Annotated in this window: 21 protein-coding genes and 7 tRNA genes; 18 read left to right on the top strand and 10 right to left on the bottom strand. The window is 53.2% G+C overall.

Annotated features, from left to right (window positions below; genetic code table 11):
• Positions 1-11: 11 nt before the first annotated feature.
• The 3 genes from phrB to RAC65_RS07500 all read right to left on the bottom strand — a co-directional run bounded on the left by phrB (position 12) and on the right by RAC65_RS07500 (position 3015).
• On the bottom strand, positions 12-1439 hold the full coding sequence (gene phrB, locus RAC65_RS07490) for a deoxyribodipyrimidine photo-lyase (protein WP_375096603.1): 1428 nt from the start codon (positions 1437-1439) through the stop codon (positions 12-14).
• A gap of 12 nt (positions 1440-1451) precedes the next feature.
• A complete protein-coding gene (locus RAC65_RS07495; RefSeq protein WP_006118440.1) occupies positions 1452-2411 on the bottom strand; it encodes a 2-thiouracil desulfurase family protein in 960 nt (319 codons plus the stop codon).
• Positions 2412-2544: 133 nt separating this feature from the next.
• Complete coding sequence (locus tag RAC65_RS07500) at positions 2545-3015, bottom strand: MarR family winged helix-turn-helix transcriptional regulator (protein ID WP_205957365.1); 471 nt, start codon at positions 3013-3015, stop codon at positions 2545-2547.
• A 57-nt stretch (positions 3016-3072) separates the two neighbouring features.
• Between RAC65_RS07500 and RAC65_RS07505 the strand changes: the two genes are divergently transcribed.
• Positions 3073-3543: a carboxymuconolactone decarboxylase family protein gene (locus RAC65_RS07505; protein WP_375096547.1), complete on the top strand. Its 471-nt coding sequence runs from the start codon at positions 3073-3075 to the stop codon at positions 3541-3543.
• A gap of 367 nt (positions 3544-3910) precedes the next feature.
• Here the strand turns inward: RAC65_RS07505 and RAC65_RS07510 are convergent, their stop codons facing one another.
• Complete coding sequence (locus RAC65_RS07510) at positions 3911-4111, bottom strand: YbfA family protein (RefSeq protein ID WP_054634317.1); 201 nt, start codon at positions 4109-4111, stop codon at positions 3911-3913.
• Positions 4112-4367: 256 nt separating this feature from the next.
• Here RAC65_RS07510 and kdpE point away from each other — a divergent pair, with 256 nt between their 5' ends.
• Positions 4368-5042: a two-component system response regulator KdpE gene (kdpE, locus tag RAC65_RS07515; protein WP_006118436.1), complete on the top strand. Its 675-nt coding sequence runs from the start codon at positions 4368-4370 to the stop codon at positions 5040-5042.
• A 39-nt stretch (positions 5043-5081) separates the two neighbouring features.
• On the opposite strand, the gene pgm is transcribed toward kdpE, so the two are convergent.
• Both pgm and seqA read right to left on the bottom strand, forming a co-directional pair.
• Positions 5082-6722 (bottom strand): phosphoglucomutase (alpha-D-glucose-1,6-bisphosphate-dependent), encoded by a 1641-nt coding sequence (gene pgm, locus RAC65_RS07520; protein ID WP_375096548.1) that lies wholly within the window; start codon positions 6720-6722, stop codon positions 5082-5084.
• A 25-nt stretch (positions 6723-6747) separates the two neighbouring features.
• A complete protein-coding gene (gene seqA / locus RAC65_RS07525; RefSeq protein WP_006118434.1) occupies positions 6748-7299 on the bottom strand; it encodes a replication initiation negative regulator SeqA in 552 nt (183 codons plus the stop codon).
• A gap of 250 nt (positions 7300-7549) precedes the next feature.
• Between seqA and ybfF the strand changes: the two genes are divergently transcribed.
• The 4 genes from ybfF (at position 7550) to fur (ending at position 10195) form a co-directional block, all read left to right on the top strand.
• Positions 7550-8314: an esterase gene (gene ybfF / locus RAC65_RS07530; RefSeq protein WP_162286297.1), complete on the top strand. Its 765-nt coding sequence runs from the start codon at positions 7550-7552 to the stop codon at positions 8312-8314.
• Positions 8315-8476: 162 nt separating this feature from the next.
• Complete coding sequence (gene ybfE, locus RAC65_RS07535) at positions 8477-8752, top strand: LexA regulated protein (protein ID WP_006118432.1); 276 nt, start codon at positions 8477-8479, stop codon at positions 8750-8752.
• A gap of 131 nt (positions 8753-8883) precedes the next feature.
• Complete coding sequence (gene fldA, locus RAC65_RS07540; RefSeq protein ID WP_006118431.1) at positions 8884-9414, top strand: flavodoxin FldA; 531 nt, start codon at positions 8884-8886, stop codon at positions 9412-9414.
• A gap of 337 nt (positions 9415-9751) precedes the next feature.
• Positions 9752-10195: a ferric iron uptake transcriptional regulator gene (fur, locus tag RAC65_RS07545; RefSeq protein WP_033739317.1), complete on the top strand. Its 444-nt coding sequence runs from the start codon at positions 9752-9754 to the stop codon at positions 10193-10195.
• Positions 10196-10254: 59 nt separating this feature from the next.
• Here the strand turns inward: fur and RAC65_RS07550 are convergent, their stop codons facing one another.
• The 3 genes from RAC65_RS07550 to nagE all read right to left on the bottom strand — a co-directional run bounded on the left by RAC65_RS07550 (position 10255) and on the right by nagE (position 14735).
• Positions 10255-10650: a hypothetical protein gene (locus RAC65_RS07550; protein WP_033739315.1), complete on the bottom strand. Its 396-nt coding sequence runs from the start codon at positions 10648-10650 to the stop codon at positions 10255-10257.
• A gap of 232 nt (positions 10651-10882) precedes the next feature.
• Positions 10883-12550 (bottom strand): glutamine--tRNA ligase, encoded by a 1668-nt coding sequence (glnS, locus tag RAC65_RS07555; protein WP_324028724.1) that lies wholly within the window; start codon positions 12548-12550, stop codon positions 10883-10885.
• A 151-nt stretch (positions 12551-12701) separates the two neighbouring features.
• Entirely contained in the window at positions 12702-14735 is a 2034-nt protein-coding gene (gene nagE / locus RAC65_RS07560; protein ID WP_058701104.1) for an N-acetylglucosamine-specific PTS transporter subunit IIBC, read from the bottom strand.
• A gap of 318 nt (positions 14736-15053) precedes the next feature.
• Between nagE and nagB the strand changes: the two genes are divergently transcribed.
• The 12 genes from nagB (at position 15054) to RAC65_RS07620 (ending at position 21932) form a co-directional block, all read left to right on the top strand.
• Entirely contained in the window at positions 15054-15854 is an 801-nt protein-coding gene (gene nagB, locus RAC65_RS07565; RefSeq protein WP_039337946.1) for a glucosamine-6-phosphate deaminase, read from the top strand.
• A gap of 60 nt (positions 15855-15914) precedes the next feature.
• Entirely contained in the window at positions 15915-17063 is a 1149-nt protein-coding gene (gene nagA, locus RAC65_RS07570; RefSeq protein ID WP_033739310.1) for an N-acetylglucosamine-6-phosphate deacetylase, read from the top strand.
• Positions 17064-17070: 7 nt separating this feature from the next.
• A complete protein-coding gene (locus RAC65_RS07575) occupies positions 17071-18291 on the top strand; it encodes an N-acetylglucosamine repressor (RefSeq protein WP_033739308.1) in 1221 nt (406 codons plus the stop codon).
• A gap of 40 nt (positions 18292-18331) precedes the next feature.
• A complete protein-coding gene (locus RAC65_RS07580; RefSeq protein WP_033739305.1) occupies positions 18332-19084 on the top strand; it encodes an HAD-IIA family hydrolase in 753 nt (250 codons plus the stop codon).
• Positions 19085-19388: 304 nt separating this feature from the next.
• Complete coding sequence (gene asnB, locus RAC65_RS07585) at positions 19389-21056, top strand: asparagine synthase B (protein ID WP_006118422.1); 1668 nt, start codon at positions 19389-19391, stop codon at positions 21054-21056.
• Positions 21057-21273: 217 nt separating this feature from the next.
• A tRNA-Met gene (locus RAC65_RS07590) sits at positions 21274-21350 on the top strand.
• 10 nt (positions 21351-21360) lie between these two features.
• Positions 21361-21445, top strand: a tRNA-Leu gene (locus RAC65_RS07595).
• A gap of 22 nt (positions 21446-21467) precedes the next feature.
• A tRNA-Gln gene (locus tag RAC65_RS07600) sits at positions 21468-21542 on the top strand.
• 34 nt (positions 21543-21576) lie between these two features.
• Positions 21577-21651: transfer RNA gene (locus tag RAC65_RS07605), tRNA-Gln, on the top strand.
• 22 nt (positions 21652-21673) lie between these two features.
• Positions 21674-21750, top strand: a tRNA-Met gene (locus RAC65_RS07610).
• Positions 21751-21756: 6 nt separating this feature from the next.
• A tRNA-Gln gene (locus RAC65_RS07615) sits at positions 21757-21831 on the top strand.
• Between the two features lie 26 nt (positions 21832-21857).
• Positions 21858-21932 (top strand) — tRNA-Gln (locus tag RAC65_RS07620).
• 93 nt (positions 21933-22025) lie between these two features.
• Here the strand turns inward: RAC65_RS07620 and ubiF are convergent.
• The gene (ubiF, locus tag RAC65_RS07625) at positions 22026-23198 is read right to left on the bottom strand and encodes a 3-demethoxyubiquinol 3-hydroxylase (protein ID WP_058701106.1); all 1173 of its coding nucleotides are present in this window, start codon (positions 23196-23198) and stop codon (positions 22026-22028) included.
• Between the last annotated feature and the right edge of the window lie 16 nt (positions 23199-23214).

Below are 23214 nucleotides of genomic sequence, written 5' to 3' on the forward strand. Positions count from 1 at the left end.
TCCTTGCCACCTCAGGCCGCATTTTTTGCGCGCTCGAAGGCGTCGAGTGTCTTTTTACGTGCATCCTTATGTTCCACGATCGGTGTTGGATAATCGAGTGTCTTGTTGTTTTTCCGCGCCCATTCGTGCGGCTGATGAATCGCACTGTCCGGCACGTCTTTCAGTTCGGGCAGGTAGTGACGAATAAAATCACCCTGTTCATCGAAACGCTTACTTTGCGTCGTAGGGTTAAAAATGCGGAAATACGGCGCGGCATCGGTCCCCGTGGACGCCGCCCACTGCCAGCCCCCGTTATTGGCGGCCAGGTCGCCATCGATAAGCTGCTGCATGAAATAGCGCTCGCCTTCACGCCAGTCGATTAACAGATCCTTTACCAGAAAACTGGCCGTGATCATGCGAAGCCGGTTATGCATCCAGCCGGTCTGCAGCATCTGTCGCATGGCGGCATCGACGATGGGATAACCGGTTTTCCCGGCTTTCCAGGCGTCAAAATGCGCCTCGTTTCGTTGCCACGCGACATGCCGCGTCCAGTGGACAAAAGGCTGATGCTTACACAGTCGGGGAAACGCAACGATGAGATGGCGATAGAACTCACGCCAGATGAGTTCATTGATCCAGACAGCCGACGGGCTGCCTTCCAGCGCCCCGGGATGTTCATGCAACACCCGATGCAGACACTGGCGCGGTGAAAGCACGCCGATGGTCAGGTAAGCCGATAACCGGCTGGTGCTGTCGCGCGCAGGCAGGTCACGCTGCTTTGGGTAATCCAGCACGGCATGTTGCGCAAACGCACGTAGCCGCTTAATCGCCGCCTGTTCACCGGCCGGAAACAGCGCATCATCAACCTCAGCATGGTCGTAATCAAACGGCGAAATCGCTTCTGGTGTGTTCAGGGGCGCGCCATCCCGGGCTTTAGGCGCCGGGACACACTCAGGCAACCCCTGCTGCATGCGACGAATAAAGGCTTTGCTGAACGGAGTAAACACTTTGTACATCTCACCATCGCCGGTCTGGATACTGCCGGGCGACAAAAGTACGCTGTCATCAAACCCCTGACAGATCACGTCCGCTTCATCTAACCGCTTTTCCGCCTGCGCATCGCGCTGACGTTCGTTAAATTCGTACTGGTAGTTATAAAACAGTTGATCAACGTCTTGCTGTTCACAAAACGTGACGAGAAAATCCACGCTGGCAGCGAAATCATCACACTGATGAACATGCAGCGGGATGCCTTTTCCGGCCAGTGATGCCTGCAGGCTGCAGAGATTCTGGTGAATAAACGCGGCCTGGCGGGGGGCCATATCGTGTTGCTGCCACTGTCCCGGCGTGGCAATAAACAGTGCTATGACACGGGCATCTGACTTGCTGCAGGCGGCATGCAGCGCAAGGTTATCATTGATGCGCAGGTCATTACGGAACCAGACAAGATGGGTCGTCATCATGCTCCCGACTCATTGTCCGTAGCGCAGGCGCAGCGCTTCCGGGTAAGGATCGAAGTAGCGCTGCTGCGTCAGCCACGGATGAGGATATTCAGCCATGTAGTGCTTAAGAATCGTAATCGGCGCCAGTAACGGTTGCGTGCCCTGACGGTAACAATCAATCAGTGACGTCAGTTCTCTACGTTGCGGCGAACTCAGTTGACTGCGGAAATAACCCTGAACATGCATCAACACATTGGTGTGGTTAGTGCGCGAGGCCGGTTGTGACATCAGATCCATAAGGCGGTTGCGGTACTCGAAGGCAAACGCCTCCAGTGACTCCCACTGGTTCATCGAGGCAACAAAGGGGCCCAGTTCACGGTATTTTTTTTGCGAATGCGCCAGCAGTAACAATTTATACTGGCTGTGGAAGGCAATCAGGCCATGACGGGTCAGCCCCTTTTTCCACATTTCATGAAACTCGTGCAGCGCGCAAATCCGGCCGATAAAGTTTTCACGTAATGTCGGATCGTTCAGACGCCCATCTTCTTCGAGCGGTAACCAGGGCATTTCACGTTGCAGAAAACGGGTAAATATACCGGTTCCCGCTTTACGGTTATTATTGGTAGCGGGCTCGTAGATACGCACGCGCTCCATCCCGCAACTGGGTGATTTTGCACACAGTATGTAGCCGCACAGGTGATGCAGCGATTTCACGCGTTTTTCGGACCAGTCGCGCATCTTATCGGTGATGTCATCGCCGCCCTCTTTGCTGAAGCAAAGGTGCAGTTCATCGTCGTCGCTCTGCTTAACTAAGCGCAGCGCCGGGCGCGGCGTGGGCAGCCCAATCGCCATTTCAGGGCAAACGGGTTCGAAACGAACAAAAGGCGTCAGTTGCTCAGTGGCGAACGCGAGCCGCTTGTGGCCGCCATCAAATCTGACGCTCTCACCAAGCAGGCAAGCGCTGATCCCAACGGGAATTTTTTCGCTCATACTTGTACAACCTCCGAAAACTTGTAGAGGTTTAAGTGTAGCGTAAAACGACCGGGATGGTACAGATTCTGTGTAGCAAAAGTGAACGCCGCGAAGCCTTTCAGATGACCAGCCCGTGGTCTTTTTTAACGGTTTATTCTCCCACTGCCACGCTGACCAGCCAGCGCCGAATCACCTTTTCATCCTCAGGCGTGACACCCGAAAGCAGGCTGGCCTCAACCGACTGAACCGCTACTTTGCACTGCGCGAGAACCTCACGCCCGGCGTCAGCAATCTCAATCACCTGAATTCTGCCGTGCACCGCGTGCGGACGACGACGAATCATTCCGGCCCGCTCCAGATTCGCCACAATGACGCTCATCGTCTGTGGCGTCAGCAGCGACAGACGCGCAAGGTCGGCACCCGATGCGCCGGGATAGGCCGCAAGCATGGTCAGCACCGAAAATTGCGGCAACGTGACGCCTTTATCCTTCAGCGCATTTTCCATTCTGATTTTATGAGCCGCATGGGCCTGCCGCAGCAGATAACCAATATGGCCTGACTCACCGCGTTTCCCTTCTCCGGGTTCGGGGATGGTGGTGCTCTGCAGATCTGACTTGCGCATAATATAAGAGTTCGTATATTGTTATTCGAACTCTTATATTAGCAGATGAGGTATATCGTGACATCGCTTAATCACCTTCGCAGCGACTGGTCTTCGTTCGAACATACCGCACCCGATGTGGTGGCAGCCTTAGCGATGCTGGGCAAAGCCGTTGACGATTCCGGGCTGGAAAAATCGCTCACTGAGCTGATCAAACTGCGCGCTTCACAGCTGAATGCGTGCGCTTTTTGCCTCCAGTACCATCTCAATCTGGCGCGTAAGACCGATTTGAGCCCGGTAAAAATGGATCTGGTCGCCGTATGGCGCGAAGCCGGTATCTATTCGGAGCGGGAATGTGCGGCGCTGGCCTGGACAGAGGCCCTGACCTTGATGGCTCAGCAGCCGGTTTCTGATGCGGTGTACGCTGAGGTCAGCCGCGTCTTCGATAAACAGGAAATCGCGTTTCTTACCTCGGCTGTTGCCGCGATCAATGCCTGGAACCGTATCGCAGGCGCGCTGCAGTTTGCCCCGCCGGTGCCTAAACGCTAGCGGTCTGTCGTCAGTGCTTCTGCCTGTGGGCGATATTGCAGCGGGTTCTGAAGCGCGTAAAGTGCGGTGCCCGTCGGGGCCGCCGGTCAGATAATAAGGAAGGGTTGCCCGTGAACGGGCACTGACGAACGGGGCGGCTTGCCGGGACACTGGGAAGGTTTCCTGCGTCACTGGCGCAAAGCTAAGGCGCAACTAAGCTGCGTGACGGAACGAACAGGGAAAAAAGAGGCGCTGTGTCGACCTTAACACCGGGCCACAGCACACTGCAGGTGAAAACAGATAAGCACGTCTGAAAACGCTGGCAATCCCCTCTGTAGGGATGTGTCCCCAGACCTGTGCGGCGTAAAATCAAGCGCACAGCAGGGACTTACCAGAAAATACCCGCCGCTGCTTCAGACTGCGCCAGCCAGACCGGTTTGGCGCTGGTTTTGCACCACATCCGATGCAGGTAGCTGTAAAAGCGCGCCCGATCCTGACGAAACAGCATAACCGGCAGAGCGAGCAGACCGGACAGGATGACCAGCGTACGGCGCAAAATAATTTTGTGAAGTGGATAGGTGCGGTACATAGCAGCCTCCTGAGTAAAAAAACGTCATAAATGTGATCTGTGTCTAATATTACGCCGGGTTGGATGATTTTACTACTCATCTGACCACTAAATTTGCGTCTTTTTTGTTCTGCACGGGTAAGTTTACCTGGCCGTTATACCCAGGTTAATTATGAGTTACAGAGGTGATCCTTCAACGGATTTCATGGCAACACGGACGAACGCCAGAAAAGTTGATACAGTGTGTTTTCCCTTTTCAGGCAATGGCAGGATTGGTGTGACCACGGTTTTAATCATTGAAGATGAGAAAGAAATTCGCCGCTTCGTGCGCCTCGCGCTGGAAAGTGAAGGCCTGAAGGTTTTCGATGCTGAGACGCTGCAACGTGGGCTGATCGAAGCCGCCACGCGAAAGCCCGATTTAGTCATCCTTGATCTGGGTTTACCTGATGGCGACGGCAAGACGTTTATTGGTGAACTCCGCCAGTGGAGCACGCTGCCGGTTATTGTTCTCTCTGCCCGTACTGACGAGCAGGACAAAATTGACGCACTGGATGCTGGTGCCGATGATTACCTGACTAAACCTTTTGGGATTGGTGAACTGCTGGCGCGTGTTCGGGTCGCCCTGCGGCGTCATGCCGGGAAGCACCCGGATCCGAAGGTCAGCTTCGCCGACGTGGTCGTCGATATTGCCGCACGCCGCGTGCTGCGCGCGGGCGAAGAGGTTCACCTTACGCCCATCGAGTTTCGTTTGCTGACCACATTACTGAATAACGCGGGGAAAGTTCTGACGCAGCGTCAGCTGCTGAATCAGGTCTGGGGACCCAATGCTGTCGAACACAGCCATTATCTGCGCATTTATATGGGCCATCTGCGTCAAAAGCTTGAAGCCAATCCGACACAACCCGTTCACCTGCTGACGGAAACCGGTATCGGCTACCGGTTCATGCCATAAAAAAAGCGCCAGCGGCGCTTTTTTTATTTAACAGATTTATCAGGCGTTTTTCAGCACTTCGCTGACAATCTCGACGGCTTCTTTCTCGATCTGCGCACGGTGCTCTGCGCCCAGGAAGCTTTCACAGTAGATCTTATACGCGTCTTCGGTGCCCGATGGACGCGCGGCGAACCAGCCGTTTTCCGTCATGACTTTCAGTCCACCGATAGACGCGCCGTTACCGGGAGCGGCCGTTAAGCGCGCGGTAATCGGATCGCCCGCCAGCGTATCTGCACTGACCATTTCAGGTGACAGCTTCGACAATGCGGCTTTCTGCGCCGATGTTGCCGGTGCCTGCAGACGGTTGTAGCTTGGCGCACCGAAGCGTGCAGCCAGTTCGTCATAGTGCTGCTGCGGGTTCTTGCCCGTTACGGCCGTAATTTCTGCCGCCAGCAGACACAGGATGATCCCGTCTTTATCGGTTGACCAGGGTGTGCCGTCGAAGCGCAGGAATGACGCGCCCGCACTTTCTTCGCCGCCAAAACCAAAGCTGCCATCAAACAGGCCATCCACGAACCATTTAAAGCCCACCGGGACTTCTACCAGTTTGCGGCCAATATCGTCCACGACCCGGTCAATCATCGCACTGGACACGAGGGTTTTACCCACGGCAACGTCCTGACCCCACTGCGGACGGTGCTGGAACAAATAGTTGATCGCAACGGCCAGATAATGGTTTGGATTCATGAGCCCGGCAGGGGTAACAATGCCGTGACGGTCATAATCCGGATCGTTTCCGAAGGCCAGATCGAATTTGTCTTTGTAGGCCAGCAGCCCCGCCATGGCGCATTCGGACGAACAGTCCATGCGCACCACACCATCTTTATCCAGGTGCATAAAGCGGAAAGTCTGGTCGACAGCGTCATTCACCAGCGTCAGATCCAGCTTGTAGTGCTCAGCGATACGCTGCCAGTAAGCGATCCCGGAACCGCCAAGCGGATCGACACCAATCTTCAGACCCGCTTTCTGAATCGCAGGAATGTCGATGATCTGTGACAGACCTTCCACGTAAGGCTGAATCAGATCTTTTTCATGGATGTGGCCGCTGGCCCAGGCCTGATCCAGTGACAGACGTTTAACGTCTTTAAGGCCGTCTTTCAACAGCTGATTCGCGCGGTCTTCCACCACTTTGGTGACGTTGGTATCTGCCGGACCACCGTTTGGCGGATTGTATTTAATGCCGCCATCTTCCGGGGGATTGTGCGACGGCGTAATCACAATGCCATCTGCCAGTGGGCCGCCGGATTTGTTGTGTACAAGGATAGCGTTCGAAATCGCAGGCGTTGGCGTATAACCGTTATCCTGCTGAACGATCACATCAACCCCGTTTGCGGTCAGCACGGACAGCACGGACAGCAGCGCGGGCTCAGACAGCGCGTGCGTATCTTTACCCACATAGCACGGGCCGGTAATACCGTTCTTTTTACGCTCTTCCGCAATCGCCTGCGCAATCGCCAGAATGTGCTTTTCGTTAAAGCTGTGACGTCCTGCGCTACCGCGATGGCCTGATGTGCCAAATTTCACCGCATGTTCTGGATTCGCCACATCGGGCTGCAGGACATAATATTGTGAAGTTAATTGTGCAACGTTAATCAAATCGCTCTGCTGGGCAGGCTGCCCGGCACGGGGGTGATTGGCCATTGGCGCTTCTCCCTGACGCTTCAGTTTAAATGGTGCCGCAAACTTTCTCAGCCAGTTCCGATGGGAACTGCATCGACAGCATAATGTGTTCGATCATGCTGCGTTTACGACCGGTATTGGTATTCGTAATGACCCAGTACGGCGTGCCGGGCACATGCTTCGGCTTGGTATGGGTGCCGCTTTGCAGCAGCGTGTGCTCATCGCCTGCAAAATAGATGCGCGTACGGCCCTGCATGGAGGTGGTCGCCTCAGCAAACGCGGCCGTATCCAGACGATAGAGCGTTGACAAGATTAGCATAAAGCGATTTACCGCCCGCTTCTGCTCTGCATATTCATCAGAAAGCAGCAACTCGCGCACCGCACGAACACGATCCTGAGGGCGTGACTCATTCCCTGCCGACTGTGCCGTTTTAGACGGCTGCGAGGCGGCAACAGGCTGTGTTTCGGTCGCGGTGGCTGTCTGACCCGCAGTAAACTTCAGCATACGGCGCAGAATATCGGATGCGCTTTCGCCAATATGTTGCGTGTGGCTGGCAATATAACGGTAGAGCTCTTCGTCAACTTCGATCGTTTTCATCTTATTCCGTACGGTTTTGACTCACGACAGAACCCGCGATTTTCTGAAAATCCAGAGGTAAACACCGGGGTTTCAGGCCGTGTGCAGGTTCTAACATGAAGATTATAAAGTTAAATTCAGACAGGCTGATAGCATTCAAACGGTTTAGGGGCAAAAGTCAGAATATGTCCTAATGCCACCGGAAGCAGCGCACCTGAAAAGGTGAAACCATGATAACCTAAGCGCAGGTCTCACACTTAAGAACTTTGCTATGATTTTGAATGCCCGTCTGCAAACTGAACAATCTTCTGCTGATTCCACACCCGTTCTGCTCATTCACGGTTTGTTTGGCAGTCTTGATAACCTCGGCGTTCTGGCGCGCGGTCTGAAAGATGACCATCCGCTTATCCAGGTTGATGTGCGTAATCATGGCTTATCTCCGCGCGCTGACGAGATGACCTATCAGGTTATGGCCCAGGATATGCTGGACACGCTTGATGCGCAGGGCATTGAGCGCCTTTCCGTCATTGGTCACTCCATGGGCGGTAAAATTGCCATGACGATGAGCGCCCTGGCCCCTGAGCGGATAGAACAGATGGTGATGATCGACATTGCGCCCGTCGACTATCAGACGCGCCGCCACGACGAAATTTTTGCCGCGATCCGAGCCGTCACCGACGCGGGCGTGACGCTGCGCAGTGAGGCGGCCGAAATTATGCGTCAGCATCTTAATGAAGAAGGTGTGATTCAGTTCATCCTGAAATCGTTCAGTAGCGGTGAATGGCGCTTTAACGTTCCAGCGCTCTGGGACAACTATGCGTATATCACGGGTTGGGAAACGGTGCCCGCGTGGCCGCACCCGGCGTTGTTCATTCGCGGTGGTGACTCCCCTTATCTGGACAATCAGTACCGTGATGCGATACTGCAACAGTTTCCCGCCGCGCAGGCGCACGTGATTGGCGGTGCAGGTCACTGGGTCCACGCCGAAAAACCTGATGCTGTTTTACGCAGCATTCGCCGGTTTTTTGCACGATAAATCCGCTTAACTGGCTGTAAAAGTTTAGGATTGGCGTCCATGGTTAGCCTGGAGTATGATGGCGCGCTAAATTTTTGCCGTGGGCGCGTATCCACGGTAAAGCCAGTAATTTAATCTGCGCAGCGGAACGATCCGTGTGCGCCCATTCAGTTGTACTAAGCCATGGCAAAAGAAAACACTGACCGCACGACGCTCGATCTGTTCGCTAACGAGCGTCGCCCTGGTCGCCCTAAAACCAGTCCGCTTACGCGTGATGAACAGCTGCGTATCAATAAACGCAATCAACTGAAACGTGACAAAGGGCGCGGGCTTCGCCGTGTCGAACTCAAAATGAACAGCCAGGCGGTAGAAGCGCTTAATACGCTGGCTGAACAGCGTAATCTCAGCCGCAGTGAATTAATTGAACAAATGCTGCTGGCGCAACTCAAACTGGACTAACGCACGTAAACCGCACACAGAAACAAATGTCGCGGCTTTACAAGTTCCGCCCTTTTGCGTGGTCTGCTATCATTTGCTGAATATGCTCAGGCATTCATTCTATCATCAGGATTTAAGAGGTTATTTTACCCATGGCAATCGTAGGCATCTTCTTTGGCAGCGATACCGGTAACACCGAAAACATTGCAAAAATGATCCAGAAACAACTGGGCAAAGACGTTGCAGAGGTTCACGACATCGCGAAAAGCACTAAAGAAGATCTGGAAGCCTTTGACATCCTGCTGCTGGGTATTCCGACCTGGTACTATGGTGAAGCACAGTGCGACTGGGATGACTTTTTCCCGACGCTGGAAGAGATCGACTTCAACGGTAAGCTGGTGGCGCTGTTCGGTTGTGGCGATCAGGAAGACTACGCCGAGTACTTCTGTGACGCGATGGGCACCATTCGTGACATCATCGAACCTAACGGTGCCATTATCGTGGGCCACTGGCCAACCGAGGGCTACCACTTCGAGGCCTCAAAAGGTCTGGCAGACGATAACCACTTCCTGGGCCTGGCGATTGATGAAGATCGCCAGCCAGAACTGACGAACGAACGCGTCGACAAGTGGGTTAAGCAGATCTTCGATGAACTGCAACTCAAAGAAATTATCGAAGCCTGATAGCCATGAGCGCAGTGTGGGCGCTGGTCCGCACTGCATCAATGGCTTTTCCTATAAAAATAATAGCTACATTTTTGTAACTTTCCGCATTTAGTCTGTAGAATACCCGCATCGATCATCTGCTTATTTCCCTGGAATTGAGATGACACAACGCGAAATGGTAGCCAGCCCGCCCTCCATGCTTTGTACCGCGAACATCGCCACGGTTTCATCGCAGGCAGCATCGGTTTTCATTTCAGCGCATCAGTTCTATAATGAGACGCAAATGAGAATGGCGGTCGATCGACATACAGGCTACATGCCACAAGAGTGACCAAAGTAACAGGACAATATCCGCATGACTGACAACAACACCGCATTAAAGAAGGCTGGCCTGAAAGTCACCCTGCCCAGACTCAAAATTCTGGAAGTGCTTCAGGAACCTGCATGCCATCACGTCAGCGCGGAAGATCTGTATAAACGCCTGATTGATATGGGCGAAGAGATTGGACTGGCCACGGTTTACCGTGTACTGAACCAGTTCGACGATGCCGGCATTGTGACCCGCCACAACTTTGAAGGCGGTAAATCGGTGTTTGAGCTGACGCAGCAGCACCATCACGATCACCTGATCTGTCTGGATTGCGGTAAAGTCATTGAATTTAGTGATGAGTCTATTGAAACGCGTCAGCGTGATATCGCGACCCGTCACGGTATTAAGCTCACCAACCACAGCCTGTACCTGTATGGTCACTGTGCCCTGGGCGATTGCCGCGAAGACGAAACACTGCACGACAAGTAACGTTTGTCAGACGGTAAAGAAAAAGCCGATGCCTGCATCGGCTTTTTTGTGCCTGTCAGTCACGCCACCAGCGTTTCCTGCAGGTAGCGCCAGCGGGGCACCGAGGTGGAGCAGTCCAGAATCGCAACGGAAATGCGGCTTTTATTTTCCCCATTCATCATCTGCACTTCCCGATACTGAATGGTGACCTCGTTAGCGTGCTCTGACAGGATCACATGTTCGCTGGTCGCGATGCGCATCCCTTCCCGTGCGCCCTGTAAGCGGCGAAAGAGTTCTTCAACCTCATTGAGGTTCAGCATCTTGCCCTGTGGCGTGACCATCTGGAAGTCAGGATGAAAATGAGAAAGCAGCAGATGAAAGCTGTCACCACTGTCACGGCTGTGGTTAAAAATATGTTCAATGAGTTGATGTAAGACGACAACGCTGTGTTTGGCTTCCTGTGCGAAAACTGTCATTTTTTTCCTTTTTAACCCGCAAACAAAGACTACAGAGAGTTAGCGTACCTGAAAAAAAATAATTCACACCGGGAAAGTTATTAAAAAAATTAAACTGAGAGCGATTCCACAGAAGTAAAATTAATCGAATTAAACGGGTTCAGGACAAATGTCGGCGCTAAAAAAAATCCACCCAATAAAAAAGGGCGATTGCTCGCCCTTTACCGATCATCTGATGACCATGCGGCGTAAATTATTCGCCGTTTTTCGCCCAGGTATCGCGCAGACCAACAGTACGGTTAAACACTAACTGCGACGGTGTTGAATACACACTGTCAGCGCAGAAATAGCCTTCACGTTCGAACTGATAAGGCGCACTGGCTTCTGCGTCACGCAGACCGGGTTCAACGAAGCCGTGTTTAATCGCCAGCGAATCCGGATTGATTGTCGTCAGAAAATCATCCGCCGCACCCGGATTCGGAACGCTGAACAGACGGTCATACAGACGGAATTCTGCCGGTAGTGCATGTTCAGCTGAGACCCAGTGGATAACCCCTTTGACTTTACGGCCATCAGCAGGATCTTTGCTCAGCGTATCGACGTCACAGGTGCAGTAGATGCAGGTGATATTGCCTTCTTCATCTTTCGCGGTCCGTTCCGCACGGATGACATAGGCATTACGCAGACGCACTTCTTTACCCAGCACCAGGCGCTTATAGTGCTTATTCGCCTCTTCGCGGAAGTCGGCACGATCGATCCAGATCTCGCGGCTAAAGGGAACATCGCGTGTGCCCATTTCCGGTTTGTTAGGATGATTTGGCATGCTGAGCACTTCATTGTGCCCGGCAGGCAGGTTTTCCAGCACAATTTTCACCGGATCCAGCACCGCCATCGCCCGCGGCGCATTTTCGTTGAGATCGTCGCGGATACAGGATTCCAGCGAAGCCATTTCAACGATGTTGTCCTGCTTCGTGATACCAATGCGGCGGCAGAACTCACGAATGGAGGCCGCGGTGTAACCACGACGACGCAAACCCGACACGGTTAACATGCGCGGATCGTCCCAGCCTTCAACATGCTTCTCGCTGACCAGCTGCGTCAGTTTGCGTTTTGACATCACCGCATACTCCAGATTCAGGCGCGAAAACTCATACTGACGCGGATGAACAGGAATAGTAATGTTATCCAGCACCCAGTCATACAGGCGGCGGTTGTCCTGGAATTCCAGCGTGCAAAGGGAGTGCGTAATGCCTTCCAGCGCATCCGAAATGCAGTGGGTGAAATCGTACATCGGGTAGATGCACCACTTATTGCCGGTTTGATGATGCTCGGCAAACTTGATGCGGTACAGCACCGGATCGCGCATGACGATAAAGCTGGAAGCCATGTCGATTTTCGCGCGCAGACAGGCTTTGCCCTCTGCGAACTCGCCATTGCGCATTTTTTCAAACAGCGCGAGGTTCTCTTCCACACTGCGGTCGCGGTAAGGGCTGTTTTTACCCGGTGCCGTTAAGGTACCGCGGTATTCACGAATTTCGTCTGGCGTCAGTTCATCAACGTAGGCCAGGCCTTTGTTGATCAGTTCAACGGCATAGTGATAAAGCTGGTCGAAATAGTCAGATGAATAACGAACCTCGCCGCTCCAGGTAAAACCCAGCCACTGCACGTCACGCTTAATGGATTCGACGAACTCCATATCTTCTTTGACCGGATTGGTATCGTCAAAACGCAGATTGCACTCGCCCTGATAATCTTGTGCAATACCGAAATTCAGGCAGATTGATTTAGCATGGCCGATATGCAGATAACCATTTGGCTCTGGCGGAAAACGGGTATGCACACTGCTGTGCTTACCGCTCGCCAAATCCTCGTCAATAATCTGACGAATAAAGTTCGTTGGGCGGGCTTCAGCCTCACTCATCTCAAAATCCTCAACGCATAGAATGGGTGGTTTATACCACGTAATATCCGGGTATGATCCACAAAGCGTTGCAGAGAAACAACCGTTTGTTGGGCGATTAAAATAAAAAAGGCAGGAATCGCTTCCTGCCTTTTGTTGAGGATACAGGGAATTAGCCTTTTACTTCATACAGCGGGGTTTCACCGGCGATGACCTGGCCCTGCGTCAGCAGCGTTAAACCGGCGAAGTCTTCAATATTGCTCACCACCACCGGACTGATCATTGAGCGGGCATGGGCGTTAAGATAGTCCAGATCCATCTCCAGCACCGGCTGGCCTGCTGTGACCTGTGCACCCTCTTCCACTAAACGGGTAAAGCCCTGACCGTCCAGCGCCACGGTATCCAGCCCCATGTGCACGACGATCTCTACCCCGTTTTCACTTTCCAGACAGAAAGCATGGTTCGTGTTGAAAATTTTCACCACCGTACCGGCAACAGGCGCAACGACGCGCTTGTCGCTCGGCTTAATCGCCACGCCATCACCCACGGCTTTACTGGCGAAAGCCTCATCCGGCACCGCATCCAGTGCGATAACCTCACCGCTCACCGGGGCCACCAGCGTTGCGATAACGCGTTTTTCACTGTTCAGGACGGCCTGGGGTTTGGCCTCGTTAGCGGGGGCTGGCGCACTGCCACTGCTGGCTGCGCCAGCAACCGGGCCTTTCACCAGCACTTTTTTCATGGCCGTGGCGATACTTTCCGCCTGGGTACCCACGATAATCTGGACACTTTGCTTGTTGAGGCGAATCACACCCGACGCACCCAGCCGTTTTGCCACACCTTCGTTAACCTGGCCCGCATCTTTCACGTTCAGACGTAAACGGGTAATACAGGCATCAATGGCGGTAAGGTTGTCTGAACCGCCCACCGCGCCGATGTAGCGGCGTGCCAGTGATTCCGTGGCGCTTTCACCATTATCAGTGGTATCAACGTTCACGTCATAACCGTCCGCTTCATCCCCCGCTACCGCCAGTTCACGACCTGGGGTCATCAGGTTGAATTTTTTGATGGTAAAGCGGAAGACCAGATAATAAATCACGAAGAACACCAGGCCCTGCGGAATCAGCATGTACCATTGCGTCGCCAGGGGATTACGGGTAGAGAGCACCATATCCACTAATCCCGCACTGAAGCCAAAGCCGGCAATCCAGTGCATGCTGGCAGCGATAAAGACCGAGATGCCGGTCAGTACAGCATGGATGACATACAGTACCGGTGCCACGAACATAAAGGAGAATTCCAGCGGTTCGGTGATACCGGTAAAGAATGCTGCGAAAGCGGCCGCCAGCATGATACCGCCCACTTTTGCCCGGTTTTCAGGGCGAGCGCAATGGTAAATTGCCAGCGCCGCGCCCGGCAAACCGAACATCATAATTGGGAAGAAACCCGCCTGATAGCGGCCAGTGATGCCCGGGATAGCAGTGCCATTTGCCAGTGACTGCGCACCGCCGAGGAATTTAGGGATATCGTTAATGCCTGCTACGTCGAACCAGAAAACGGAGTTCAGCGCATGATGTAAGCCAACCGGAATAAGCAAACGGTTAAAGAAGGCGTAAACACCCGCACCAACCGATCCCAGTTTTTGTATATGCTCACCGAAGCTCACCAGACCATTAAAGATGACAGGCCAAATGTACATCAGGATAAATGCCACCAGAATCATCAGGAAGGACACCAGAATAGGCACCAGCCGACGCCCGCTAAAGAATGAGAACGCTTTGGGCAGTTCTACATGGCTAAAACGGTTATAGACTTCTGCTGACAGCACGCCTACCAGAATACCGACAAACTGGTTGCTGATTTTTCCAAACGCCGCCGGCACGTCCGCCACCGGGATTTTCTGGATCATGGCTACAGCAGCCGGTGAACACAGCGTAGTGACGACCAGGAAGCCCACAAAGCCGGTCAGTGCAGCCGCACCGTCTTTATCTTTTGACATGCCGTATGCAACGCCAATGGCGAACAGCACCGACATATTTTCGATGATCGCGCCACCGGATTTAATTAACAACGCGGCAAAGGCATTGCCTGCACCCCAGCTGTCAGGATCGATCCAGTACCCTATTCCCATTAAAATTGCTGCTGCGGGCAGCGTAGCGACCGGCACCATCAGGGCCCGCCCCACACGTTGTAAGTAACTTAACATTGACCTTTTCCCCCATTGAAACTGACTTATTGCATGGCTGCCGCTTAATGTTGTTATGTCAGCAGCCCGCTTCTGACGGCATTACACTCAGTGCTGAGGAGTGTAATAACAAATTAATTCGCTCTACAAATTAATAGCAGCCATTTGTGACAAAAATCACCAAAAATTGATTTTTAACGTCGACATGACTGGCTATGAACGCCCACTTATTTTATGATGCGAAATATCAAGACGCGCGTTTCCTTCCTGTTCGCCTGTCCTCACCGGCAACATGGCTTTGCTGCGCGTCGAATCCTTCACTCACATTTGAGGTGCAACATGAGACTGATTCCTTTATCTACTCCCACTCAGGTCGGCAAATGGGCAGCGCGCCATATTGTGAACCGTATTAATGCGTTTAATCCCAGCGCTGACAAGCCCTTTATTCTGGGACTGCCTACGGGCGGTACGCCTCTGGAAGCGTACAAGCACCTGATCGATATGCATAAAGCGGGCCAGGTTAGCTTCAGACATGTCATTACCTTCAACATGGATGAATATGTCGGGCTGCCGAAAGAGCATCCGGAAAGCTACTACAGCTTTATGCATCGTAATTTCTTTGACCACGTTGATATTCAACCTGAAAACATCAATTTGCTGAATGGTAATGCGCCCGATATTGACGCAGAATGTCGCCGTTATGAAGATAAAATTCGGTCTCTGGGCAAAATCCACCTGTTCATGGGCGGCGTCGGTAATGATGGCCATATCGCCTTTAACGAACCCGCGTCGTCATTATCTTCACGCACTCGTATCAAAACGCTGACTCACGACACACGTGTGGCAAATTCACGCTTTTTTAACGGTGATGTTGATCAGGTGCCGAAATATGCCCTGACCGTTGGCGTGGGCACGCTGCTGGACGCTGAAGAAGTGATGATTCTGGTTACTGGTCACGTTAAAGCACAGGCGTTGCAGGCTGCCGTGGAAGGAAACGTGAACCACATGTGGACAATCAGTTGCCTGCAACTCCATCCTAAATCCGTGGTGGTCTGCGACGAGCCCGCGACCATGGAGTTGAAAGTTAAAACGGTGAAGTACTTCCGTGAAATGGAAGCGGAAAATATGCAGGGCGTTTAATACCGTTATTACGTCACCTGCTGTCAGATGCACGAGCGGCAGGTAAGCCGGGAGAAGAAGATGTACGCATTAGTCAATGGCCGAATCTACAGCGGCTACGAAATTCTGGATCACCATGCCGTGGTGATCGCTGACGGACGCATTGAACGGGTTTGCCCTGTTACTGCCTTGCCGTCAGGCATTGAACAGCAGGACGTAAGCGGCGCCATTATCGCGCCCGGCTTTATCGACCTGCAGCTTAACGGCTGTGGCGGCGTCCAGTTTAATGACGATATAGACGCCATCAGCGTGGAAACGCTGGAAACCATGCATCGCGCCAATGTGAAATCGGGCTGTACCAGCTTTCTGCCTACGCTGATTACCAGCAGTGACGCACTGATGGTGCGCGCGGTGGAAACAATGCGCGCCTTTTTGCAGAAGTATCCTCACGTTATGCTGGGCTTACATCTGGAAGGCCCCTGGCTGAGTGTGGCGAAAAAGGGCACACATAACCCTGCCCTGATCCGTGAGCCCGATGCGCAGATGGTGCAATTCCTTTGCGACAACGCAGACGTGATCAGCAAAGTTACGCTGGCACCCGAAGTGGTGGGCAGCGCGGTGATTCGCCAACTGAGCGAAGCGGGTATCGTGGTCTCAGCCGGACATTCCAGTGCCACTTATGAAGAGGCAAAAGCGGGGTTTGCGGCGGGCATTACGTTCGCCACGCACCTCTATAATGCGATGCCTGCCTTTGCCGGACGTGAGCCCGGCCTCATCGGTGCGCTGTTTGATGCGCCTGATGTATACTGCGGCATTATTGCAGATGGTTTACATGTCCATTACGCTAACGTCCGCAATGCTAAACGCATCAAAGGTGACAAACTGGTGTTGGTCACCGACGCGACAGCACCGGCGGGCGCTGCTATCGATAAGTTTATTTTTGCTGGTAAAACAATCTATTATCGTAACGGGTTGTGCGTGGATGAGCAGGGCACGCTAAGCGGTTCAGCACTGACAATGATTGAAGCCGTACAAAACTGCGTTGAGCATGCGGGCATTGCGTTGGATGAAGCCCTGCGCATGGCATCACTTTATCCCGCACAGGCAATGGGCGTTGAAAAACAGTCAGGTACGATTCAGGCAGGGAAACTCGCCAACCTGACGGTTTTTACACGCGACTTTAAAATTATTAAGACGTTAGTCAATGGAGATAACGTCCTGAGCGAGTAAGCACTGAATGACCACTGGCGGCCAGACTCAAATTGGAAATGTCGATCTTGTCAAACAACTGAATAGCGCGGCCGTCTACCGGTTAATCGACCAGCAAGGGCCGATTTCACGTATTCAGATTGCGGATTTAAGCCAACTTGCTCCCGCCAGTGTCACCAAAATTACACGTCAGCTTATTGAGCGCGGTTTGATTAAAGAAGTGGACCAGCAGGCGTCCACTGGCGGTCGCCGCGCCATTTCTATCGTGACGGAAACCCGCCACTTTCACACCATCGGTGTGCGCCTTGGCCGCAATGATGCCACGCTAACCCTGTTCGATTTAAGCGGTAAATCCCTGGCTCAGCAGGATTATCCCCTGCCCCAGCGCACGCAGGAAGCACTCGAACAGGCGTTGTTCGATGCCATTGCGCATTTTATCCAGCAGAGTGAAGCGAAAATTCGCGAGCTAATCGCGATTTCCGTGATTTTGCCCGGCCTCGTTGATCCGCTTAATGGCGTAATCCGCTACATGCCGCATATTCATGTGAATCAGTGGCCGCTGGTTGCTAATCTAAAGCACCGGTTTAACGTCACCAGTTTTGTGGGCCATGATATTCGCAGCCTGGCGCTGGCTGAGCACTATTTTGGCGCAACGCGCGATTGTGCCGACTCGATATTAGTGCGCCTGCATCGGGGAACCGGCGCAGGCATTATCGCCAACGGGCAGATTTTTTTGGGCAGTAATGGCAATGTCGGTGAAATCGGTCATATTCAGGTCGATCCCCTGGGGGAACGCTGCCACTGTGGCAACTTTGGCTGTCTTGAAACCATTGCGGCAAACAGCGCCATTGAACATCGTGTAAGCGAGCTACTGAATAAAGGCTACCCGAGCATCCTGACTCAGGCGGCGTGCCAGATGCAGCATATCTGCCAGGCCGCCAATCAGGGCGATGCGTTAGCCTGCGAAGTTGTCGAGCATGTGGGGCGTTATCTGGGTAAGGCGATTGCGATTGCGATCAACCTGTTTAACCCGCAAAAAATCGTGCTGGCAGGCGAGATCACCGAAGCAGAACGTGTCTTGCTACCCGCGATTGAAAGTTGCATTAATACGCAGACACTGGCGGCCTTTCGTAAAAATCTGCCTGTGGTGCGTTCACAACTCGATCATCGCTCGGCGATCGGCGCCTTTGCGCTGGCGAAACGAGCGATGTTAAACGGCATCCTGCTGCAACATCTTTTGGAAGACTAAGCGCAGCCTGTTTTCTGACAGCGCGCATCGGAACACATTTATGACGATTAAAAATGTAATTTGTGACATTGATGGCGTGCTGATGCACGACAATACCGCGGTGCCCGGTGCAAAAGAGTTTTTGCAGCGCATTCTGGCTAAAGATATGCCATTAGTGGTGCTGACCAACTACCCTTCCCAGACGGCGCGGGACTTAGCCAATCGCTTCTCCTCCGCGGGCATCGACATACCGGATTCGGTGTTTTACACCTCAGCCATGGCGACCGCTGACTTTCTGCGTCGTCAGGAAGGCAAAAAAGCCTATGTCATTGGTGAGGGTGCGCTGGTGCACGAACTCTACAAAGCGGGCTTTACCATCACTGACGTTAACCCGGACTTTGTCATCGTGGGCGAAACCCGGTCGTTTAACTGGGACATGATGCATAAGGCGGCTTTCTTTGTGGCAAACGGGGCGCGTTTCATTGCCACCAACCCCGACACGCACGCCAGGGGATTCGTGCCCGCCTGCGGTGCCTTGTGTGCCGGTATTGAAAAGATCTCCGGTCGCAGGCCGTTTTATGTCGGCAAACCCAGCCCGTATATCATGCGTGCCGCGCTGAATAAAATGCAGGCGCACTCAGAGGACACGGTGATCGTGGGTGACAACCTTCGCACCGATATTCTGGCCGGTTTTCAGGCCGGGCTGGAAACCATTCTTGTCCTGTCTGGGGTGTCAACCCTGAGCGATATTGACGCGATGCCTTTCCGTCCTGACTGGATTTTCCCTTCCGTGGCCGATATCGATCTCTTCTAAACGTTCAGCTTATGACGCACTGCCGCCTCAGGCAGTGCATCCCCCTTCGTTGCCCCTCTCTGCTGGCTTGAGATCGTTCAAAAAACACCCCAAAATTACTTTTCATTGCCGATTCATCAATAAAAAGACACTTTCATTAGATAAAATTCAATATCCAGGGTTATTCAACAACCTTTTTATCAGTGAAACACGATTCCTCTTGCATTGTGTACCTGAAATAACGCATTTTCTTATACATCACGCAGCGAACGGCTGCCGGACAAACGTAAAATTACATCGCCGCAGGTGAGTTCAGGAGTCAGATATGTGTTCTATTTTTGGTGTGCTGGATCTGAAAAGCGATCCCGTTGAGTTACGTAAAAAAGCATTGGAAAGCTCACGCTTAATGCGTCACCGTGGGCCGGACTGGTCAGGTGTGTATGCTGACGACCACGCGATCCTTGCTCACGAACGTCTCTCAATTGTCGACGTCAACAACGGTGCACAGCCACTGTATAACGCCGATCACACTCACGTTCTGGCCGTCAACGGTGAAATCTACAACCATCAGGCCCTGCGCGCAGAGTTAAGCGATCGTTATAGTTTCCAGACCGGTTCGGACTGCGAAGTCATTCTGGCGCTGTATCAGGAAAAAGGCGTCGATTTCCTGGACGAGTTGCAGGGCATGTTTGCCTTTATCCTGTACGACACCGTGAAGCAAACGTATCTGATTGGTCGCGACCATATCGGTATCATTCCGCTGTATATGGGCAACGATGAGCACGGCAACCTGTTTGTGGCGTCTGAAATGAAGGCACTGGTGCCGGTTTGCCGCACCATTAAAGAATTCCCACCGGGAAGCTACCTTTCCAGTACTGACGGTGAAATTCGTCGTTACTGGCAGCGTGACTGGATGGAATACAAAAACGTTGAAAACAACGTGACTGACGCGGCTGGCCTGAAACATGCGCTGGAAGAGTCGGTAAAAAGTCATCTGATGTCAGACGTTCCTTATGGCGTGCTGCTGTCTGGCGGTCTGGATTCTTCTATTATTTCAGCCGTGACCAAGCGTTTTGCCGCTAAGCGCGTTGAAGATCAGGACAAAAGCGATGCCTGGTGGCCACAGCTGCACTCTTTTGCCGTCGGTCTGGAAGGCTCACCGGATCTGAAAGCAGCCAAACTGGTTGCCGAGCACCTGGGTACGGTTCACCATGAAATCCACTTCACGGTGCAGGAAGGTCTGGATGCTATTCGTGACGTGATCTACCACATTGAGACCTACGATGTGACCACCATTCGTGCCTCCACGCCGATGTACCTGATGTCGCGTAAGATCAAAGCGATGGGCATTAAAATGGTGCTGTCAGGCGAAGGCGCAGATGAAGTCTTCGGTGGCTACCTCTATTTCCATAAAGCGCCTGATGCCAAAGAATTCCATGAAGAGAACGTGCGTAAGCTGCTGGCTCTGCACATGTTTGACTGTGCTCGCGCCAACAAAGCGATGTCCGCCTGGGGCGTAGAAGCGCGCGTGCCGTTCCTGGATAAGAAATTCCTGGATGTCGCCATGCGTATCAACCCACAGGACAAGATGTGCGGCAGCAACGGTAAAATGGAAAAACACATTCTGCGCGAATGTTTCTCTTCCTATCTGCCGGAAAGCGTTGCCTGGCGTCAGAAAGAGCAGTTCTCTGACGGCGTAGGTTACAGCTGGATTGACACGCTGAAAGAAGTAGCGGCTAAGCAGATTAGCGATCAGCAACTGGCGACGGCGCATTTCCGCTTCCCGTATAACACGCCGGGTTCGAAAGAAGCGTATCTCTATCGCGAAATTTTCGAAGAACTGTTCCCACTGCCGAGTGCTGCCGAGTGCGTGCCAGGTGGGCCGTCTGTTGCCTGTTCGTCGGCAAAAGCGATTGAGTGGGATGAAGCCTTCAAAAACATGGACGATCCTTCAGGACGTGCCGTGGGCGTGCACCAGTCCGCTTACAAATAAGTGCTATACTGAGTGAACAGATGGGCCAGTAATGGCCCATTTTTTGTGGAGTTGCCGTTGTATTCACTGAAAAATTGCCGAATAAAGCACCACCCTGGTTATAAGCCAGACAAACAGGCGTTTGAAGGCAAAAAACGGCAAAAAACTTGTTGACGCTGTGTAGTCAACTCCGCATAATGCGCCCCGCAACGCCGATGAAGGTTGCGCGAAAAAAGATGGCTACGTAGCTCAGCTGGTTAGAGCACAGCACTCATAATGCTGGGGTCACAGGTTCGATTCCCGTCGTAGCCACCATCTTTTTTTTGCGGGAGTGGCGAAATTGGTAGACGCACCAGATTTAGGTTCTGGCGCCGCAAGGTGTGCGAGTTCAAGTCTCGCCTCCCGCACCATTTCACGAGTCGGCAGCATGGATGGGGTATCGCCAAGCGGTAAGGCACCGGTTTTTGATACCGGCATTCCCTGGTTCGAATCCAGGTACCCCAGCCAATTTCGATGTATCTCGCGGCTGCGAGTGGACGAATGGGATATCGCCAAGCGGTAAGGCACCGGTTTTTGATACCGGCATTCCCTGGTTCGAATCCAGGTATCCCAGCCATCATCGAAAGGCAATACAATTTGGCTACGTAGCTCAGCTGGTTAGAGCACAGCACTCATAATGCTGGGGTCACAGGTTCGATTCCCGTCGTAGCCACCATTTTCTTGGGGTGTCGCCAAGCGGTAAGGCACTGGTTTCTGATACCAGCATTCCGGGGTTCGAATCCCTGCACCCCAGCCATTTTAGACAATTTGATTTGACACCATTGGGGTGTCGCCAAGCGGTAAGGCACTGGTTTCTGATACCAGCATTCCGGGGTTCGAATCCCTGCACCCCAGCCAAATTAAGCAAAAAAGCCCGCAATAGCGGGCTTTTTTGTTTCTGGCTTCCGGCTCATGACCACGCGTCAGATCCATGCGACGCGTGGCTGAGGCTTACAAGCCTAACGCATAGCGCAAGACCTGACGTTTCAGCACGCCGGAATGCTCAGCGGCGATCAATCCCAGATTGCGTACCAGCTTTAACGGGCCGACGCGGTTGCTAAACGTAAAATAGAACAGATCCATCCCGCTCTGCATCAGCAGATTATCGTGGCGGCGCTGGCGCTGGTAACGTAACAGCACCCGTTCCGACGACCAGGTTTCAGCGTTGTCACGCGCAGCAATTACTACATCCATTAACGCATCGATGTCACGATATCCCAGATTCACGCCCTGCCCTGCCAGAGGATTAATGGTGTGCGCCGCATCGCCGACCAGCGCCAGCCCCGGCAGGACATAACGCGCGGCATGACGACGCACCAGGGGAAAGCCACCGGCTGCATGCACATGAAAACGGCCCAGTCGGGCCGGAAAGTGATGGGCGATCTCTTTCTCCAGCTGCGCGACAGGCATGGCCTGTAACTGTCGGATACGGGCGGCGGCGTCATACCATACCAGCGAGGCATGATGACCGAACAGCGGCAGGAAAGCACGTGGACCGTCGGGCGTAAAGTGCTGCCAGGTCGCATCGCCAGCCGGATGCTCGCAGGTGACGCTGATCAGTAAGCAGGACTGTGCGTAACTCCAGCCGTGAATCCCAATACCCGCCATCTGTCGCACCTGTGAGCTTGCGCCGTCTGCCCCCACCACTAATTTTGCGGTTACGGTCGTGCCATTGCTTAATGACAGCGTCCAGCCCGCATTACAGGGCTGAAGATCCTCCATCGTCGCCGGACACAGCAAGGTGATCCCTCGCTGCGTCATCTCTTCCCACAGCGCACGTTGCAGCACCGAGTTCTCCACCATATAACCCAGTTCAGGCAAACCCAGCGACTCCGCATCGAAACTGACCTGCGCCGTCTGCCACTCCCAGGTTTCCAGTTTGCGGTAAGGCGCACAGCGCATCGCCTCCACGCGTTGCCAGACGTTCAGTTGTTTCAGGAGCGCCACCGACGAGGAGCCGACAGCGGAAATGCGCACGTCCGGCAGGCTGTCGGGATCGAAAGGTGGCGGGGTTGCCCGCTCAATCACCGCCACCCGGAAGCGGTGCTGCGCTAAACCACAGGCCAGCGCCGCTCCGACCATGCCGCCGCCGACAATCACCACATCAAACTGGTTATCCTGCATCACTTGTATCCCTCTC

Source organism: Pantoea sp. BS_8 (assembly GCF_041954965.1).
Lineage (GTDB): Bacteria > Pseudomonadota > Gammaproteobacteria > Enterobacterales > Enterobacteriaceae > Pantoea > Pantoea stewartii.

Bases quoted from the DNA above. Each gene is read 5' to 3' on its own strand.
- phrB (WP_375096603.1), bottom strand. From the start codon at position 1,439: ATGACGACCCATCTTGTCTGGTTCCGTAATGACCTGCGCATCAATGAT.
- RAC65_RS07495 (WP_006118440.1), bottom strand. From the start codon at position 2,411: ATGAGCGAAAAAATTCCCGTTGGGATCAGCGCTTGCCTGCTTGGTGAG.
- RAC65_RS07500 (WP_205957365.1), bottom strand. From the start codon at position 3,015: ATGCGCAAGTCAGATCTGCAGAGCACCACCATCCCCGAACCCGGAGAA.
- RAC65_RS07510 (WP_054634317.1), bottom strand. From the start codon at position 4,111: ATGTACCGCACCTATCCACTTCACAAAATTATTTTGCGCCGTACGCTG.
- pgm (WP_375096548.1), bottom strand. From the start codon at position 6,722: ATGGCCAATCACCCCCGTGCCGGGCAGCCTGCCCAGCAGAGCGATTTG.
- seqA (WP_006118434.1), bottom strand. From the start codon at position 7,299: ATGAAAACGATCGAAGTTGACGAAGAGCTCTACCGTTATATTGCCAGC.
- ybfF (WP_162286297.1), top strand. From the start codon at position 7,550: ATGATTTTGAATGCCCGTCTGCAAACTGAACAATCTTCTGCTGATTCC.
- ybfE (WP_006118432.1), top strand. From the start codon at position 8,477: ATGGCAAAAGAAAACACTGACCGCACGACGCTCGATCTGTTCGCTAAC.
- fldA (WP_006118431.1), top strand. From the start codon at position 8,884: ATGGCAATCGTAGGCATCTTCTTTGGCAGCGATACCGGTAACACCGAA.
- fur (WP_033739317.1), top strand. From the start codon at position 9,752: ATGACTGACAACAACACCGCATTAAAGAAGGCTGGCCTGAAAGTCACC.
- RAC65_RS07550 (WP_033739315.1), bottom strand. From the start codon at position 10,650: ATGACAGTTTTCGCACAGGAAGCCAAACACAGCGTTGTCGTCTTACAT.
- glnS (WP_324028724.1), bottom strand. From the start codon at position 12,550: ATGAGTGAGGCTGAAGCCCGCCCAACGAACTTTATTCGTCAGATTATT.
- nagE (WP_058701104.1), bottom strand. From the start codon at position 14,735: ATGTTAAGTTACTTACAACGTGTGGGGCGGGCCCTGATGGTGCCGGTC.
- nagB (WP_039337946.1), top strand. From the start codon at position 15,054: ATGAGACTGATTCCTTTATCTACTCCCACTCAGGTCGGCAAATGGGCA.
- nagA (WP_033739310.1), top strand. From the start codon at position 15,915: ATGTACGCATTAGTCAATGGCCGAATCTACAGCGGCTACGAAATTCTG.
- RAC65_RS07575 (WP_033739308.1), top strand. From the start codon at position 17,071: ATGACCACTGGCGGCCAGACTCAAATTGGAAATGTCGATCTTGTCAAA.
- RAC65_RS07580 (WP_033739305.1), top strand. From the start codon at position 18,332: ATGACGATTAAAAATGTAATTTGTGACATTGATGGCGTGCTGATGCAC.
- asnB (WP_006118422.1), top strand. From the start codon at position 19,389: ATGTGTTCTATTTTTGGTGTGCTGGATCTGAAAAGCGATCCCGTTGAG.
- ubiF (WP_058701106.1), bottom strand. From the start codon at position 23,198: ATGCAGGATAACCAGTTTGATGTGGTGATTGTCGGCGGCGGCATGGTC.